The following is a 15,534-nucleotide window of genomic DNA, read 5'->3' as shown; positions in this document are numbered from 1 at the left end:
GGGTCAGATCTCCTTGGGTCTGGCGGTGGGAAAGTCGGCGAGCGCGTAGGTGCCGGTGTCGGGATCGAGCCCGGCGACGCGCGCGATGGTCGAGACGCGGCGATCGATGCCGCGCCCGGAAATGAACACGACGATGTCGATGGCTTCCGCGATCAGCTGGCGCGGCACGGTGATGACCGTCTCCTGCACCAGTTGTTCGATCCGGTAGAGCGCGGCCAGCGCACTGTTGGCGTGGACGGTCGCGATCCCGCCGGGATGGCCGGTGTTCCAGGCCTTGAGCATGTCGAGCGCTTCGGGGCCGCGCACCTCGCCGACCACGATGCGGTCGGGCCGCAGGCGCATGGTCGAGCGCACCAGTTCGGTCATCGAGACATGCGGTGGTCGGGTGCGCAGCGCGACCGTGTCGGGCAGCGGGCATTGCAGCTCGCGCGTGTCCTCGATCAGGATAACGCGGGCATCGACCCAGGCCATCTCGGCGAGCAGCGCATTGGCGAGCGTGGTCTTGCCCGAGCTGGTGCCGCCGGCAACGAGGATATTGTAGCGCTGCGTAACCGCGGCGCGCAGCGCGTCGGCCTGTTTTTCCGTCATCAGCCCGTCAGCGATATAGTCGTCGAGCGTGTGCAGCTTTTGCGCGGGCTTGCGGATCGAGAAGCACGGCGCCGACGACACTGGCGGAAGCACGCCTTCGAACCGCTCTCCGGCCCGGCCTTCGATATGCGGCGGCAGCTCGGCCGAAATGATCGGATGCTCGGCATGGACCTCGGCGCGCGCGTGACTCGCTACCAGCCGGATGATCCGCTCGACCTGGTCGGGTTCGATCCGGACTTCGGTATCGGTGCGGCCCTCGCCGAGCCGGTCGAGCCGTAATGCGCCATCGGGATTGACCATGATCTCGATCACCAGCGGATCGCGCATGGCCGATGCGATGTCAGCACCGAGCGCAGTGATCAGCATGCGTCGGCGACGCTCCGCGGAAAGACCAGCGCTCATTCGCCGTCCTCCGACGCACCGAGCGTGCGACGCCCCGTCGAGACTTGCCGCCCGACCTGGGTAATGAAGGCCTCGAACCTTTTTGCTCCGAGGGCACGCCCTGCCTGGTCGTTCTCGGCAAGCGGCGTCTGGATCGCGAGTTCGAAGCGAATGAATAGCGCGAGCGTCTCGAGGATCACATAAGCGTCACGATCGACGCGGCCGATCGATTGCGTCAGCCGATCGAGCCGGATCGCGAACCGATCCTCCAGTTCGGAGGCCCCGCGGCGGTTGAGCCAGGCGGTGACCGCATCGACGAGGATCGCCGACTTGCTGGCGCCGGGCTTGGCGGCGAGCACTTCCAGCCGGTCGGAGAGCGGCTTGGGCAGAAACAACTGGTGGCGGACCTTTTCCATGGTCAGAACCCCAGCTGCAGGTCGTCGGGACGACCAGACGCGGCATCGAGACCATAGACCGTGCGAGCGGTGCCGAGCTGCTGCACTCGGTCCATGGCCCGGCGCTCAGCGGCCTGGTCGCCATCGTCCTCGCCGAGCCCTAGCGGATCGGCGATCTCAGGCTCGACCGCGACGGCCGGTTCGATTTCGTGCGCAGGATGGCGAGCATGTTCGAGACCGCCGGCATCGGCGCCTTCTTCGGTATCATTGCCGGCGGCAAGGCGCATGTCGGCACCGCGTATCTGTCCGGCCCAATCGTCGGGCCGTGCGGCGGGAAGGTCACGGTACCCATCGCTATCGAGCGACGGTGCGGGCAGGACGCGCGTGGTGAATCGGCGATCCTCGTAGTAGCGCAGCTTCTTCGCGCGGATCGGGGGCTGACCCGAGATCAGGACAAGCTCGTCGGTCGGCGCAAGTTGCATCACTTCGCCCGGAGTCAACAGCGCACGCGCGGTCTCCTGCCGGCTGACCATGACGTGCGCGAGCCAGGGCGCCAGCCGGTGGCCGGCATAGTTGCGCATTGCGCGCTGCTCGGTCGCGGTGCCGAGCGCGTCCGAAATTCGCTTGGCGGTGCGCTCGTCATTGGTCGCGAAGGCGATGCGGACATGGCAATTGTCGAGGATGGCGTTGTGCTCGCCATAGGCCTTCTCGATCTGGTTGAGGCTCTGCGCGATGAGGAAGGCACGCACGCCATAGCCGGCGAGGAAGGCGAGGCTCGTTTCAAAGAAGTCGAGCCGCCCCAGTGCCGGAAACTCGTCGAGCATCATCAGCAGCCGGTGGCGACCGGGGGCGGCTTCGCCGTCCTTGCCGGTGCCGCGCAGTTCCTCGGTCAGCCGACGGCCGATCTGGTTGAGGATCAGGCGGACCAACGGCTTGGTGCGGCTGATATCCGATGGCGGCACTACGAGGTAGAGCGAAACCGGATGCGCTGCTTCGACGAGATCAGTGATCCGCCAATCCGACGCGGCCGTGACCGCAGCCACAGTCGGATCGCGATAAAGACCTAGGAACGACATCGCCGTCGACAGCACGCCCGAGCGTTCGTTCTCGCTCTTGTTGAGCAGTTCGCGCGCCGCCGAGGCGACGACCGGATGGACCATCGGCGCGTCCGCCGAGCCGAGGTGGTTGGTCGCCATCATCCGGCGCAAGGTCGCGGCGAAGCTCCTCTGCGGGTCCGACAGGAAGGTTGCGACGCGGGCGAGCGTCTTCTCTTCCTCGGCGTAGAGGACGTGGAGGATCGCACCGACCAGCAGCGAATGGCTGGTCTTCTCCCAGTGATTGCGACGTTCGAGTGCGCCTTCGGGATCGACAAGGATGTCGGCGATGTTCTGAACGTCGCGGACTTCGTTCACGCCACGCCGCACTTCGAGCAGCGGATTGTAGCGCGCCGAGCGCGCATCGGTCGGGTTGAACAACAGGCAGTGCGAGAAGCGCGCACGCCAGCCGGCGGTCAGTTGCCAGTTCTCGCCCTTGATGTCGTGTACGACGGTCGAACCGGTCCAGTTGAGCAGCGTGGGTACTACGAGGCCCACACCCTTGCCCGATCGGGTCGGCGCGAACGCCATGACGTGCTCCGGACCGTCATGGCGGAGATCGTCTCCGCCGATCCGGCCTAGCGCGACACCTTGGTTGCCGAGCAGCCTAGCGGCCTTGATGTCACGATGGTTTGCCCAACGCGCAGAGCCATAGGTGGTGAGATTGCTCGACTGGCGCGCGCGCCAGAGCGACCCGAAGATCGCAGCGCCGCAGCCGACAAATCCGCCAGTTGCCGCGATTGCCCCCGCCTCGTCGAAAATGACCGGCGCATACGCATCGAAGTGATACCACCACGGGAAGACCGACCACGGATGGTAGATTGGCTGATCGAAGGCGATGAACCACGGCGGGCCGAGTTCTGGCTGATACGCAAGCTGTGCCGCCGCCCATTGCGTTGCGATCCAGATACCCGCGATGACGATCGCAAGTACCACGAGAATTTGACCGATGAGCAGTTTGGTCGGGGTCATGCGAGCCTTTCGCCCGCGTGCCGACATTAGTGTCCGAGGGCTTGCAGAGAATTCGCAGAGGTTCGTCATTGGCGGCAGATACCCGCTGGGGACCCAGCCTGCCTTGTTGGGGACACCGGCCTAGTGGCGCCCCCTGAACGGCAGTTGTGGCGCCCGAAATACGGAGCGTTTCAAGTTCGATAGATCAGAGAATTCGCTGGGTGCGGTTTGTCGTTACCCAAAGCTCGGGCTCGACTGTCTCACTTTCCCGTGGGCGGATAATCTGCCTAGAGATTGGGGGCATCATGATTCGGACACTCGCAGCGGTATTTGCAACCAGCACCTGTATCGTGGCACTTGCGGCACCTGCGGCAGCGCAGACCCGCGAATATAGGATACCTGCGGGTTCGCTAAAGGTCGCGCTTGATGCCTATGTCCAACAATCTGGACGGCAAGTGGTCTATCGCGCCGATCAAGTACGCTCAGCGCGCTCACCGGGCGCACGCGGGCCACTTTCAGCCGATGCTGCGCTCGCCAATCTATTGGCGGGCAGTGGGTTCACAACCCAAGTCGATGGTAATCTCGTCGCAATTGTGAAAGCGGGAAACGGCCAAAACGCCGATGAGAGCATTGCATCATTACGAAAATCGGCATCTGGAGGTGCATCGTCCAAAGACGAGAGCGCTGAAATCGTTGTTACAGGTTCGCTGATCGCAGGGGTTGTTTCCCCTTCCCCTACGCAAATCATCAGCCGGGAGCGAATGCTTGATAATGGTCACAACAGTCTCGCCGAAGCTGTCAGGGCGTTGCCTGTTGCTTCAGGTGCGGGCCAAAATCCGGGAATCGGTCAGAACGTCCCAGAAAGCGTCGGCAGCAATCTGGGAGGAGCCACCTCAATCAATCTTCGTGGTCTGGGGTCCGATGCGACCGTCACCCTGCTCAATGGCCACAGGCTGGCTTTCAACACGGCGGTTCAGTCAATCGATATTTCGGCTATTCCTCTTGCTGCTGTCGACCGGATGGAAATCGTAACCGATGGAGCGTCCGCCCTTTATGGTTCCGACGCCATAGCGGGTGTCGCGAACATCATCCTGCGTAAGGACTATCGCGGCCTAACAGCGCGCGCATATTGGGGAGCCTCCACCGATGGAGGGAACGCACAGCAGAATTATAGCGTCACCGGCGGAACGACATGGAATTCCGGCGGCTTCATCCTTGCCTACGATTTCGCGCACTCGACGCCCATTCTAGCAAGTCAACGCGATTATGCAGCGACTCGTTCGCCAGGTCTGACCCTTTATCCGGGCTTTGATCGCCACAACGTGTTGCTAAGCGGCCACCAAAACATCATGCCAGGCGTAGAGTTCAGCATCGATGGCCTTTACGGCGAGCGCAAGACGGATCGAGCTTTTGCGTCTTCAGCAGCGGGGGATTACCGGATACAAGGCCTCCGCCGGTTAACTAATACCAGAACAGTCAGCGTGGCCCCAAACATCGATATACAAGCCAGTGACACTTGGAATATTGCATTTTCCGGCGTTTACGCTGAAGATCGAACTCTCTCAAAGTCCGATAGCTATACCAGCAGCGTTTTGTCGAGAACCGAACTTTGCTATTGCAACAGGGCATTTAGTATTGAAGGCACCGCCAAAGGCACGCTGCTCGATCTCGGGGCTGGGCCAGTTAAGGCCGCGCTTGGCGGGGGTTATCGAAAAAATTATCTGCATTCATATAATCGGCTTGTAGATAATGGTCAGAGCGTTGAAGCAAGCCAGGACAACCGTTACGGTTTCTTGGAGATTAATGCTCCTATTGTCCGGTCGGAAGAGGACGGTGCGCTCGTCCAGTCCCTAATTCTGAACGGCGCGGTTCGATATGAAGATTATCCGGGTATAGGAGATGTGGCGACACCTAAGCTTGGTGCCGTTCTGGCGACTGGCTATGGCGTGACCTTCAAACTCTCATGGGGCAAATCCTTCAAAGCGCCCACGCTTTACCAGTTGCATAGCGTACGAGGCGCAAGCGTCTACAACATTGGAGTCTTTGGCGGAATTGGCTTCCCCGCAGGAACTGTAGGCTTGTACAGCGGTGGCGGAAATCCTGATTTGAAACCGGAGCGATCCACGAACTGGACGGCGTCCGTGATACTTAAGCCTGCATTCTCACCCAATTCGAAGATCGAGGTGACCTACTATTCGATCCGTTATCGGGATCGGATCGTAACGCCAGTCACCTACATCACCCAAGCGCTCAGCAATCCAATCTATGCTGATCTAGTGAGCGTGAACCCGACCGCAGATGAGATAAATGCGGCACTCGACGGAGCTTTGCTCTTCAACAACTCTAGCGGCCCTTGGGATCCCGCGAAAGTAGGAGCAATCATCTACAGTCAATATGCCAATGCGGCCCGTCAGAAAATAGATGGCGTCGATGTCAATCTGAGCCATCACGCCGATCTGGGTGCCATGGGTGATATCTCTTTTTGGGCGAATGCGAGCTATATCGAAAGTCAACAGCGCCTGAGTGCTTTACAGCCGGAAACCGAACTGGCGGGTAGCCTATTCTTCCCACCGCATTTGCGGGGCGTCGCCGGCTTCACATGGGAGCAAGGGCCTTTCAAGCTTACCCCCATCGTGAATTATATCGGGGGAGTGAAAGATCGACGCGCGACGGTGACATATGACGTCGGTTCGATGACCACGTTCGATCTGACCGCCAGGCTGAAAATAGACAGTGAAACGCCGATTTTTCGCGGCATGGACTTCTCCCTTTCCGCGCAAAATGTCTTCAACAACAAACCATCCGTAATCGCGACAACCCAAGTCAGCCAGTCGCCATACGATTCGGCCAATTACTCACCATGGGGTCGTTACATCAGCTTTTCGATCTCGAAATCCTGGTGAACGGACATGAAGTCTGTTGTCCTGCTGGCGACATGCGCCGGCATAATCGGTGCTGCTTCTCATGCAGAGGCAGCCGCCACTGAAACCCCGCCAGTTTGCCGGAACCTCATTGATGAAGGTGCAAATGGGCATGCGGATAAGCGCGGCGTCACCACGAACGATCTGATCGGCCTACGCGACATCGGCCCGAACTTCGGGACCGATCTGCCTGAAAGCCCTCTCGCGCTATCACCTGACGGCACACGTCTGGCCTTCGTTATAAGCCGGGCAGATCCGGTGATGAACGATTATTGCCAAGCGCTCGTCACAATCGATGCCGAAAGCCAAGCCCCGGCCCAGATTGTCGATATGAGCAATGGACTGATCATCGGCGCGCCGACTATTCGTGGCTTTCGGATGATCAACGGCTCGCCAATCATAAACAGTCCGCGATGGTCACCAGACAGCCGATATCTCGCCTATTTGGTATCGATCCAAGGCACCCCCCAGGCCCGCGTTGTGTCAGTTGAGAATGCATCCGTGCTGTTCACAACAACTTCCGAGACAGCGGTTCGCCAAGTTGCATGGACGCCGGGCGGTAGGCTGCTGTTTGGGAATGAACCTGAAGCCGCACGGCATAAAACTGAGATCGACCGGCGAGGCCGAGTTGGCTTTTTATACGATGACAGCTTCGTACCCAATCGAGAGGCCCGCCCATCCATTCCTGGTCCCGTTCCGATCGAATTCTTTTCTTCCACGGCGAGTGGAACCAACATTCGTCCAGCGAGCAGTGAGGAACTGCCCGCAGATATGAAGGTGCCCGTAGACGCATCACCAAGAAAACTCGTCCGCTCCACGGCGACAAGCCAAAGCGTCACCGCTCAGATCGTGCAGCGAGACGCCGCTAGCATCTTATCGCCCAGTGACCTGTGGTTGCAATATGCTGATGGACGAAGGCGAAGGTGCGACGATCCGGCCTGTACAGACGGCATCCTCAATATGTGGTGGACCGCGAACGGACAGAGGATCCTTTTTCTTCGGCGGGCCGGATGGGGGAAAAGCGAACTGCAACTCTACAGTTGGGACACGCGGTCTGCCCCAGCCATCATCTTGAAGACGAATGATCTGGTAACAGGTTGCCAGTTGGAATCCGCCACGCTCATCTGCCTACACGAAGCGTCCAGCCATCCGAGGCGCATCGTTCGCATCAACACAGACACCGGCGCCTTGACGACGCTATTCGATCCCAACCCATCCTTCGGCGAGTTGAGGAAAGGAAGCGTCGAGCGCCTGCGCTGGACCAATGACGTCGGTATAGAATCCTTCGGGGATCTAGTTCTGCCCCGCGATCAGCCTCGCACGGGCAAAATACCGCTGATCGTCGTTCAGTACCTCACCAGAGGCTTTCTCCGTGGTGGTGTGGGAGATGAATTTCCCATATTCCCATTTGCTGAGAAAGGCTTTGCCGTTCTCAGCCTGCAAAGGCCTGCTGACTATTATACGACGGTTAAAGATGGAACGGTGCGGACGGCACTCGATGCCCGCGTCTCGAACCAAAATGATTGGAATGATCGACGCAGTGTTCAGTCTGCCTTGGTAAAAGGCATCGAGTTGGCTACAACTCGGGCTAACATCGACGCAAATCGCATAGGCATCACCGGCCTGAGTGATGGCGTATCGACGGTGCAATTCGCGTTGGTGAATTCCCCCAGATTATTTGCGGCTGCGTCAATTTCAACGGGTTTTCAAGAGCCGAAATCAACTCAAATTTACGGCGGTTCGGCTTGGGCAAAGCAACTCCTAGACATGGGCTACCCGTCTCTAGACAAGGATCAGTCCAAGTTTTGGGCTAATGTATCGATCGAAAGTAACATTGAAAAAATCAATATACCGATATTGATGCAGATTTCTGACAATGAATATTTGATGGCCTTAGAAAGTTATGGAGTATTAAAGGCATATAATCGCCCATCGGCCATGTATATATTTCCAGACGAAGATCACATTAAGAGACAACCGGAGCACCGATACACAATTTATAATCGAAACCTGCAATGGTTCGATTTCTGGTTCAACGGTCGGAACGACACAGACCCGGTCGATATTCGCCAATATGAGCACTGGAAGCCGATGAGGACAAAAATGCCCTTAACTGCGAATTGAGGACTTTGCAGACGGGTGCGACATGCAGTTTTGCAAACGCGCTATGAGGGTCCAGATAAAGAGGCCCTATCACCTAGGAAGACTATCTGCCGCAGATATCGGCGAAAAAGCCTTTACAGCTTTTGGGATCACTACGGCCTGGAGATTTTAATTGTGGTTTCGCTGCGTTCGACCTTGAGCCCGTATGCATCATGCAACAAGCGGGTGAACGAGTCCACGCTGGAAGCCTGGAATGAGCCGCCGATCGGGATCCGGCCGGTCGCCGTATCAGTAACGCTTAGCTGCACGCGATTGTAGCGGTTGAATTCGGCCACAACTTTGGTGAGCGGTGCCTGATCGAAGCTCAGCATGCCGTCCCGCCAGGCGAGCGCACTCTCGACGCGTTCCTCGGACTTGGCCGCAATCAGCGTGGACGCTCCGTGTGAGATCGCGGTGTCGCCTGCGGTGATTATCGCGGCATGCCCCATAGTGCCTTCGCCGTCTTCGACCCGCACACGCCCTTCCAGCACGTTGACCGTGACGCGATCCTTGTCCCGGCGCACCGAGAATTTCGTGCCCAGAACAGTGATCGTTTGCCGGCCGGCGTGGACCACGAACGGCTCGCCATCACGATGGGCGACGTCGAAGAAAGCTTCGCCGGAGTCCAGCCAGACGTCGCGCTTCCTCTGGCCGACAGCCGTCCGCAGCACCGTCCGCGTGTTCAGTTCGACCTTGCTCCCATCAACCAGCGGTACCACGCGACGCCCGCCGATAGGCGTGTCGAAGCGGGCCTGTTGCACCTGCGGCGCGGGCTGATCCGAAAATCGTGGCGCGACCGCTAATCCGCCGATGCCGACCGCAGCGATCAGGCTGGCGGCGATCGCGGCCGGCCACCATTTGCGACGCGGTTCCTGATCGTCGGCCCGATCCTCGTGCTCGATCCCGAGCGAGCGGATACGATCCGCCTGTTGCCAGAGATGGTCCGCGCGCCAGAACGCTGCCTTGTGTGCCATGGCCTCGTCAAGCCAAGCATCGAGATCGACCTGCTCCTCCTGGGTCCAGTCCGGCGCATTGCGGCGGATCAGCCAGTCGAGCGCCTGGTCCTCGATCGCTTCCTGTCGCCTCATGGCAGCACCTCATGGTCCGCGCTCCGCCGATAGCTCTTGCGCACGATCCTGCCCGAGCCGCCTGCCATATGGTCGAACAGCGCCTTCATACCGAGCTTGATCTGGCGTCGAACCGTCTCCACCGAGACGCCCAGCGATGCCGCTGCTTCGCGGTCGGTCATCCCATCGACCTTCTGCAGCAGGATGATTTCACGGCACTTGGGCGGCAGTTTATCGATTCCTTCTTTCGCATGGCGCAACTCGTCCCGCGCGGTAAGCGCCCGCTCGGCCTCGAACATGTCGATGTCACGGTGCATCGCATCGAGATCGGCCATCGTGTCGATCGGGACGATCCGGGCTCGCTTGGCATTGTTGATCAGGTGATTGCGGGCGACCGTAAAGACATAGGCACGCGCATTGAGCGGCAGCGCACGCCTCGCGCCGATCAGCGAATGCTCATATATGTCCTGCCGCAGTTCCAGCACGTCTTCGGGCACCCTCCAGTTGCGACGGATGTAGGACGTCAACGCCCGTTCGAGAGGAAGCACCTCCCGCACGAACCATGCATTGAGTTCGTCATCCTCGATCATTCAGGCGGGGTGAACCTCGCTGCAATTGTCCGAAGTGGGCATGACAGTCCGCACCGGCACAATTGGTAACGCGAAAATGGCTACCCACGCATTTTTTTCGCCGACCCTGTTTGATCCTTGTGGCTGGGGTTCGGCGAATGCCCGGTTAGACCAGCCGCGCATCGATATGGGTAACGCCCCATCGGGGCGGTTTGGCGCCTGAACGGATCGATCGGCACGTTACCCATTTGCCGGCCTCGCCTTGTCATGGTCGCGAACGGGGCAGGATGTTCAACCGACCGGCGAAGGGGGACCCGGGCTAGCGGCAACGCCGCGCGGCAGGAGGTCTGCACATGGTTAGAAGAGCCCGGCTATGGAACGAGTGCGCGTTCAATCTGCTGGACGACATCGTGCGCGCGATCCGCGACACCGAGGATCGCGCCCAGCTTCGGGCGGTGACGCGCGCCTTCGCCGACGATCTGGGATGCCGTTACTTCGCGATCCTGACGCACGAGGATCTGCGTGCGCCGAAGCCTGGCACCGTCGATCTGCGCGACTATGCGGAAGGAGCCACCCGCCGCATTGTTTCCGAGGGCCGCTATCGCCGCGATCCGGTCATGCGTGGCTGCCTGTTCGCCGAGGCCGCGTTCCTGTGGTCGGACCTGCCCGCCATCATCGAGCTGGATGGCCATGACCGGCTTGCCCTTGAACTTGGTCGCCGCGAGGGACTGAACGAAGGGATCACGGTCCCTTGTGCCAGGCTCGGCGCTTGTTTCGGATCCTGCACCTTCGCCGGCCTGAAGAGTGTCCGTAGCGCCGAGATGCTTCTCGGACCCGCACAGACGTTCGGCACCTTCGCCTTCCAGCAGGCCCGACGCTTCGCCGGCCCGGCGCAACTCGGTCCGTTGTCGCGGCTCGAACCGCGCCACCGCGACTGTGTACTGCTCGCCGGACAGGGCCTGAAGGACAAGCTCATCGCCCATCGCCTCGGCCTGACCGTTCGCACCGTAGAGAGTTACATGCGCGATGCACGTCGCCTGTTCGGGGCGAGCGATCGCACCGAATTGCTGGCCGCGGCGATCCTCGCTGGAGAAATCGGGACGGATGAATTGCGGCCGTCAAGGACCGTGGATTCCGGGCGCTAAAGCTGACGATCCAAAGCTGCTTCCTCTCGTGGCGCATCAAGCCACGGGAGCACCACATGATCCTTACCATCGAGAACTACCCCAAGAGCGCGCACCAAACGGCGCTGGAAACCATGTTCACGGACCGCAAGGCGCAGTTCGTGGACTTCTTCGACTGGGACGTCCCTGTCGTCGACGGTCGCTTCGAGATCGACCAGTTCGACACCGCCGAGGCCATCTATATCGTCGCGATCGATGATAGCGGGCGGCATGAGGCATCATTGCGCATGCTACCGAGCTGGCTGCCGCACCTGCTGGGCGAGATCTTTCCCCATCTTTGCGTCACGGGCGTACCGGTTGGAGCGACGACATGGGAGAGCACGCGGCTCTGCCTGCCGAGCCGGCACGGTGCGGCCCGCAGGAGGGAACTGCGAAGCGCCCTGATCTCCGCGATGGCCGACTTCGCGCTGGCGCGCGGGATCGAGCACATCACCGGCGTCATCCCCGAGGGCTTCCGGCGCGAGGTGCTGGCCATGGGCTGGCGCGCCGAACCGCTCGGCCCCGCCGTCCGCATCGCCGGCGGTCCGATCGGCGCGTTCCGGATCGAGGTCACCTCCGACATTTGCGAACGGCTGGCTTGGACCGGCACCTATGTCGGCGCGCTGGAGCTGGCGGCATGACCGTGGGTATCGATATCGCCGCTGGCGATCTCTCGCGAGATGGGATGTGCGTGCTGCGCGGGGCACTCGACCCCGCCGTGATCGGTGTGCTGGCCGCCGACCTTGCTCCTGCCTTTGCCCTGACGCCGATGTGCCAAGGCGTCTTCTACGGGCAGCGCACCCGGCGTTTCGGCGCGTTGCTTCGCCGTTCGCCGCATGCCGAGGCGCTGGTCCGCCACCCCGCCGTGCTGGCGATCGTTGAACGAATGCTGCTGCCCTGGTGCGAGCGGATCGCGCTCAACCTGACGCAGGCCGTCGAAATCCATCCCGGCGCACCGGCGCAGCTGCCCCATCGCGACCAGGATATGTGGGCCGGTCCCAAAGGCAGCATGGAATATCTCGTCAACGTGATGTGGCCGATCGACCCGTTTACACGTGACAATGGCGGGACGCGGCTGTGGCCCGGCAGCCATGTCGACCCGGATGTCGGCGAAATGCCCGAGGAGGATGCGGTCGTCCCCAAGCTTGCGCCCGGCGATGCGCTGTTGTTTCTCGGCTCCACCCTGCATGGCGGTGGCGGCAACATATCGGGCGCGCCGCGCCGTGGTGTGATCGTCAGCTATTGCCTCGGCTGGCTGAAACCCTTCGAACTGCAATGGCTGGTTTATCCGCCGGCGGTAGCACGGCATTTCTCGCCCGAATTGGCGGCGCTGGTCGGCTATGCGCAGCACCGGCCCAATCTCGGCAATGTGGAAGGACGATGCCCGTCAATCCTGCTTGGAGAATCGGTCCCCGAGTATCTCGGCGCGATCGACGCGCTGCGAGCCGACCAGGAGGCGCAGGCCGCCGCCTTCCTCGCGGATCGGCAGGACTGATGACGATGTCCGGGCTTCCCGACTGGCGAGAAACGGCCGCCTACGCCGCCGTGCTCGCCGGCGGGCGGCTGGCGCTCGCCTGGGAACTACTGCGGCGCGATCCCGCCTACCGCTCGGATTTCAGCACCGTGCGCGGCAACGACGTGGCTGCGCATTTCGCTGCTGTGTGGGGGCTTCACTTTCCCGGTTGATCCCTCGCTCGACTGCGCCCACGCCGTGCCGATCTGGACGGCGGCCGCGAACCCGCGCCTGCTGACGGTGGTCCCGGCGCGATCGGGTCCGGCGCTCGATCTCGCACGAATAGGGCATCGCGCGGCGCGCACCGGCGATCGGCGCCATGTCCTCCTGCACCTGTCACGGCAAACCTTGCAGCTGGACGGTCTTGATGGCGCCCTCGATGACGGGCCGCGCCGGATCTCGGCGTTGATCGATTTTGGTCGCAACCTCGAGCCCCAGCTCGAGTCGGTCCGCCGCCTCGATGCCTTTCTGTCAGGTCGGGAGCCGCCAACCGATTTAGGAACGCGGTTCGGCAGACTGGTGGAAGCGCTCCGCGTCGGCGACGCGATCGCCGCAGGCGCCAGCCAACGTGCGATCGGCCTTGGCATCTACCGTGGGGATTGGCCTGGAGATGGCGAGCACCTGAAATCGCGCGTGCGGCGGATGATCCCGCTGGCCGCCGCCTTGGTCCGGGCAGGTCCGCGCGGCGTATTGGCGGAGCGATTCTAGGATTTTGGCGCGTTGCCCACCAACGCGAGCGCGTCGATCGCTAATGCGGCCGCGACATCCATGAACTCGAAGATGTCGAGCCGGCGCTCGCCAGTCTCGTAGCGAGAGACATACTGCTGCGGCTTGCCGAGCTTCGCCGCCACAGCCTGCTGCGTCAGTGCCTGTCGCTTGCGGGCCTCGATCAATTGCTCGATCACCCAGCGATAACGACTATCGTGGATGCCTCGCGCCACAGTCCCTCACATCAAATTGATGTGGGACCGTGACTTCAGCTGTTTCTTACACCAACTTGATGTATAACGCGTGTGGCCGTTGGTCGGTCATCACGCACGCCGAGGGCCAATGTCGTCAGATCCTCTCGATACCCTCGCGCCAACTGGCGAAATTGTCTTGGACTATGACCGGCGGCATCTGCTCACCTATGCCGAGCTGCTAGACGCCGAGAAAGACGGCATCGCCTGGCAGGACGGTGCACTCGATATCCTCGGCATCGACCCGGTGACGGATGCAACGCGCGCCCGGACCTGCTGGGACAGTCATCTCGCGCGGGCGCGGTGGATCACCGGCGCCGGACTGCGCAGTGCAATCGCCGCATTCGGCGAGCAGGCACGCGCAGCTTCCCATCGGCGGCCATGACGCGACAAATGGGGCGCCTCGCGGGATGGCGGCGATGCCTGGTCGAACGCGGGATCTGCGGTGCGCACTCTGGCGCCGCTGCGCTGCCGCCAGGGGTCGCGCGTTTGAGTAGCCCGCGTCTGCACGCTTGCGCGGTCGTGGAGCACGGCGGCGGCTGGCCCACAGGCCCGCGCGCACGCCGCCGCACTGGCCGGCCGCGTACAAGGGTGCGTTTCTGTTCGCGCCTTTGCGGCGCAGGGCATCGCGGTTCGCCGCCCACGACCATGCTCTAGGTCGCTGCCGCGACCCCGAGCCCCTTGCGGGTCTCGGCCTGCGGTGACGATCACATGGCGCATCTGATGTCGCCGCGCCCCAGCGATTTGCTTGCCAAATCGCGCGACTGAAGCGCGGACGCGGCGGCGTTCTGTGGTGGGCCTTCCCTCGTCGGCGGGTGTGGCCGGCGCTTCCGCCTGAGGCCCGTCGCGGTGCGCGCAACTCCGCTGCGCGGAGTGCTTCATTGCATTGCGCCCCTCCGGGTGCGCGCGCCGCTGGAGCCGGGCCTCCTCTGGTCGCGTCTCGCCGCCCACCCCCGCCTCTCGGGGGAGGCCATGGAGCTTTTTGGGCGGATGAGGAGGCTATGGTGTCCAGACCATCGAACCGTCGTGCAAGCCGCAATGCAGGGGAGAACGCTGCTGGCGATCAGCAGGAACCGCGCGCGAACCTCTATGATGAGGTGACCGCCCGTATCATCGCCGAGCTTGAGGCGGGGCGCATCCCGTGGGTTCAGCCGTGGAGCGGTGCCGCCTGTGCTGGCCCGTCGCTGCCGCGCAATGCGCTGACCGGGCGCAGCTATTCGGGCGTCAATGTCTTGCTGCTGTGGGGCGCGGTCATCGCCAATGGCTATCCCTCGCAAAGCTGGCTGACCTTCCGGCAGGCGCGCGAGGCGGGTGGTTGCGTCATCAAGGGCGAGCGCGGCCAGACCGTGGTCTATGCCGACCGCTTCACCCCCGAGGCAGAGAAGGCCCGCGCCGCGCGCGAGGGCGGCGAGGCCAAGGCCGTGCCGTTCCTCAAGCGCTTCACCGTCTTCAACATCGCGCAATGCGAAGGCCTGCGCCCCGGCCTCGCGCTCGACCCCGCGCCGCTGCCCGAGCGTGAGATCGTGCCGGTCGCCGAGGAGGTGATCGCCGCATCCGGCGTCGATTTCCGGATCGGGGGGAGCAAGGCTTTCTATGTGCCGTCCGCCGATTTCGTGTCGGTGCCGCCGCAGCCAGCCTTCTTCGAGCAGATCAACTACTACCGGACCTGCCTGCACGAAGTATGTAACATCGCAAGTGTCCTCATTTCGAGGACAGTCGATGGCCTTTGCGCGCTGCTGTTTCCCAACCATCGTACGGCCTGCTGTGCGATTTCAGGACGGGAGTCCTGAT

14 protein-coding genes and 1 pseudogene are annotated in these 15,534 nt (G+C 61.9%); 9 read left to right on the top strand and 6 right to left on the bottom strand.

The window, feature by feature from the left end; genetic code table 11:
- Nucleotides 1-3: 3 nt before the first annotated feature.
- From trbB to Q0D44_RS12530, 3 genes are read right to left on the bottom strand one after another with little or no spacing between them, the layout of a single operon-like run.
- Nucleotides 4-990, bottom strand: coding sequence for a P-type conjugative transfer ATPase TrbB (trbB, locus tag Q0D44_RS12540; protein ID WP_294136930.1), 987 nt, complete (start codon nucleotides 988-990; stop codon nucleotides 4-6).
- A complete protein-coding gene (locus Q0D44_RS12535) occupies nucleotides 987-1,385 on the bottom strand; it encodes a CopG family transcriptional regulator (RefSeq protein WP_294136929.1) in 399 nt (132 codons plus the stop codon). The genes trbB and Q0D44_RS12535 overlap by 4 nt, the downstream gene beginning before the upstream one ends.
- A gap of 2 nt (nucleotides 1,386-1,387) precedes the next feature.
- Nucleotides 1,388-3,430 carry a conjugal transfer protein TraG gene (locus tag Q0D44_RS12530; protein WP_294136928.1) on the bottom strand — a complete coding sequence of 681 codons (2,043 nt, stop codon included), beginning with the start codon at nucleotides 3,428-3,430 and terminating at the stop codon, nucleotides 1,388-1,390.
- Between the two features lie 284 nt (nucleotides 3,431-3,714).
- On the opposite strand from Q0D44_RS12530, the gene Q0D44_RS12525 reads away from it, so the two are divergent.
- Together Q0D44_RS12525 and Q0D44_RS12520 are read left to right on the top strand one after the other, a co-directional pair.
- Complete coding sequence (locus tag Q0D44_RS12525; protein ID WP_294136927.1) at nucleotides 3,715-6,312, top strand: TonB-dependent receptor; 2,598 nt, start codon at nucleotides 3,715-3,717, stop codon at nucleotides 6,310-6,312.
- Nucleotides 6,313-6,318: 6 nt separating this feature from the next.
- Nucleotides 6,319-8,454: an Atxe2 family lasso peptide isopeptidase gene (locus Q0D44_RS12520; protein ID WP_294136926.1), complete on the top strand. Its 2,136-nt coding sequence runs from the start codon at nucleotides 6,319-6,321 to the stop codon at nucleotides 8,452-8,454.
- Between the two features lie 131 nt (nucleotides 8,455-8,585).
- Here the strand turns inward: Q0D44_RS12520 and Q0D44_RS12515 are convergent, their stop codons facing one another.
- Together Q0D44_RS12515 and Q0D44_RS12510 are read right to left on the bottom strand one after the other, a co-directional pair.
- Nucleotides 8,586-9,560: a FecR domain-containing protein gene (locus Q0D44_RS12515; protein WP_294136925.1), complete on the bottom strand. Its 975-nt coding sequence runs from the start codon at nucleotides 9,558-9,560 to the stop codon at nucleotides 8,586-8,588.
- Nucleotides 9,557-10,129, bottom strand: coding sequence for an RNA polymerase sigma factor (locus Q0D44_RS12510; RefSeq protein WP_294136924.1), 573 nt, complete (start codon nucleotides 10,127-10,129; stop codon nucleotides 9,557-9,559). The genes Q0D44_RS12515 and Q0D44_RS12510 overlap by 4 nt, the downstream gene beginning before the upstream one ends.
- Before the next feature lie 332 nt (nucleotides 10,130-10,461).
- Here Q0D44_RS12510 and Q0D44_RS12505 point away from each other — a divergent pair, with 332 nt between their 5' ends.
- From Q0D44_RS12505 to Q0D44_RS12485, 5 genes are read left to right on the top strand one after another with little or no spacing between them, the layout of a single operon-like run.
- A complete protein-coding gene (locus tag Q0D44_RS12505) occupies nucleotides 10,462-11,253 on the top strand; it encodes a LuxR family transcriptional regulator (RefSeq protein ID WP_294136923.1) in 792 nt (263 codons plus the stop codon).
- Nucleotides 11,254-11,309: 56 nt separating this feature from the next.
- A complete protein-coding gene (locus Q0D44_RS12500; protein WP_294136922.1) occupies nucleotides 11,310-11,912 on the top strand; it encodes an acyl-homoserine-lactone synthase in 603 nt (200 codons plus the stop codon).
- Nucleotides 11,909-12,766, top strand: a complete 858-nt coding sequence (locus Q0D44_RS12495) for a phytanoyl-CoA dioxygenase family protein (protein WP_294136921.1) — start codon at nucleotides 11,909-11,911, stop codon at nucleotides 12,764-12,766. Before Q0D44_RS12500 ends, Q0D44_RS12495 begins: the two co-directional genes overlap by 4 nt.
- 5 nt (nucleotides 12,767-12,771) lie before the next feature.
- Entirely contained in the window at nucleotides 12,772-12,957 is a 186-nt protein-coding gene (locus Q0D44_RS12490; RefSeq protein WP_294136920.1) for a DUF6499 domain-containing protein, read from the top strand.
- Nucleotides 12,958-12,982: 25 nt separating this feature from the next.
- On the top strand, nucleotides 12,983-13,492 hold the full coding sequence (locus tag Q0D44_RS12485; RefSeq protein ID WP_294136919.1) for a DUF2285 domain-containing protein: 510 nt from the start codon (nucleotides 12,983-12,985) through the stop codon (nucleotides 13,490-13,492).
- Here the strand turns inward: Q0D44_RS12485 and Q0D44_RS12480 are convergent.
- Nucleotides 13,489-13,725, bottom strand: coding sequence for a helix-turn-helix transcriptional regulator (locus Q0D44_RS12480; RefSeq protein WP_294136918.1), 237 nt, complete (start codon nucleotides 13,723-13,725; stop codon nucleotides 13,489-13,491). The genes Q0D44_RS12485 and Q0D44_RS12480 overlap by 4 nt on opposite strands.
- A 157-nt stretch (nucleotides 13,726-13,882) precedes the next feature.
- Here Q0D44_RS12480 and Q0D44_RS12475 point away from each other — a divergent pair, with 157 nt between their 5' ends.
- Together Q0D44_RS12475 and Q0D44_RS12470 are read left to right on the top strand one after the other, a co-directional pair.
- On the top strand, nucleotides 13,883-14,128 hold the full coding sequence (locus tag Q0D44_RS12475) for a DUF2285 domain-containing protein (protein WP_294136917.1): 246 nt from the start codon (nucleotides 13,883-13,885) through the stop codon (nucleotides 14,126-14,128).
- A gap of 616 nt (nucleotides 14,129-14,744) precedes the next feature.
- A pseudogene (locus Q0D44_RS12470) lies at nucleotides 14,745-15,425 on the top strand (ArdC-like ssDNA-binding domain-containing protein); the annotation flags it as partial.
- Between the last annotated feature and the right edge of the window lie 109 nt (nucleotides 15,426-15,534).

Origin of the sequence: Sphingobium sp., from assembly GCA_023266575.1 — a bacterium.
Lineage (GTDB): Bacteria > Pseudomonadota > Alphaproteobacteria > Sphingomonadales > Sphingomonadaceae > Sphingobium.
This window is presented reverse-complemented; position numbering and strand designations above follow the sequence as displayed.

Coding starts and splice junctions, on each gene's coding strand:
- trbB (WP_294136930.1), bottom strand. CDS start 990: ATGAGCGCTGGTCTTTCCGCGGAGCGTCGCCGACGCATGCTGATCACT.
- Q0D44_RS12535 (WP_294136929.1), bottom strand. CDS start 1,385: ATGGAAAAGGTCCGCCACCAGTTGTTTCTGCCCAAGCCGCTCTCCGAC.
- Q0D44_RS12530 (WP_294136928.1), bottom strand. CDS start 3,430: ATGACCCCGACCAAACTGCTCATCGGTCAAATTCTCGTGGTACTTGCG.
- Q0D44_RS12525 (WP_294136927.1), top strand. CDS start 3,715: ATGATTCGGACACTCGCAGCGGTATTTGCAACCAGCACCTGTATCGTG.
- Q0D44_RS12520 (WP_294136926.1), top strand. CDS start 6,319: ATGAAGTCTGTTGTCCTGCTGGCGACATGCGCCGGCATAATCGGTGCT.
- Q0D44_RS12515 (WP_294136925.1), bottom strand. CDS start 9,560: ATGAGGCGACAGGAAGCGATCGAGGACCAGGCGCTCGACTGGCTGATC.
- Q0D44_RS12510 (WP_294136924.1), bottom strand. CDS start 10,129: ATGATCGAGGATGACGAACTCAATGCATGGTTCGTGCGGGAGGTGCTT.
- Q0D44_RS12505 (WP_294136923.1), top strand. CDS start 10,462: ATGGTTAGAAGAGCCCGGCTATGGAACGAGTGCGCGTTCAATCTGCTG.
- Q0D44_RS12500 (WP_294136922.1), top strand. CDS start 11,310: ATGATCCTTACCATCGAGAACTACCCCAAGAGCGCGCACCAAACGGCG.
- Q0D44_RS12495 (WP_294136921.1), top strand. CDS start 11,909: ATGACCGTGGGTATCGATATCGCCGCTGGCGATCTCTCGCGAGATGGG.
- Q0D44_RS12490 (WP_294136920.1), top strand. CDS start 12,772: ATGTCCGGGCTTCCCGACTGGCGAGAAACGGCCGCCTACGCCGCCGTG.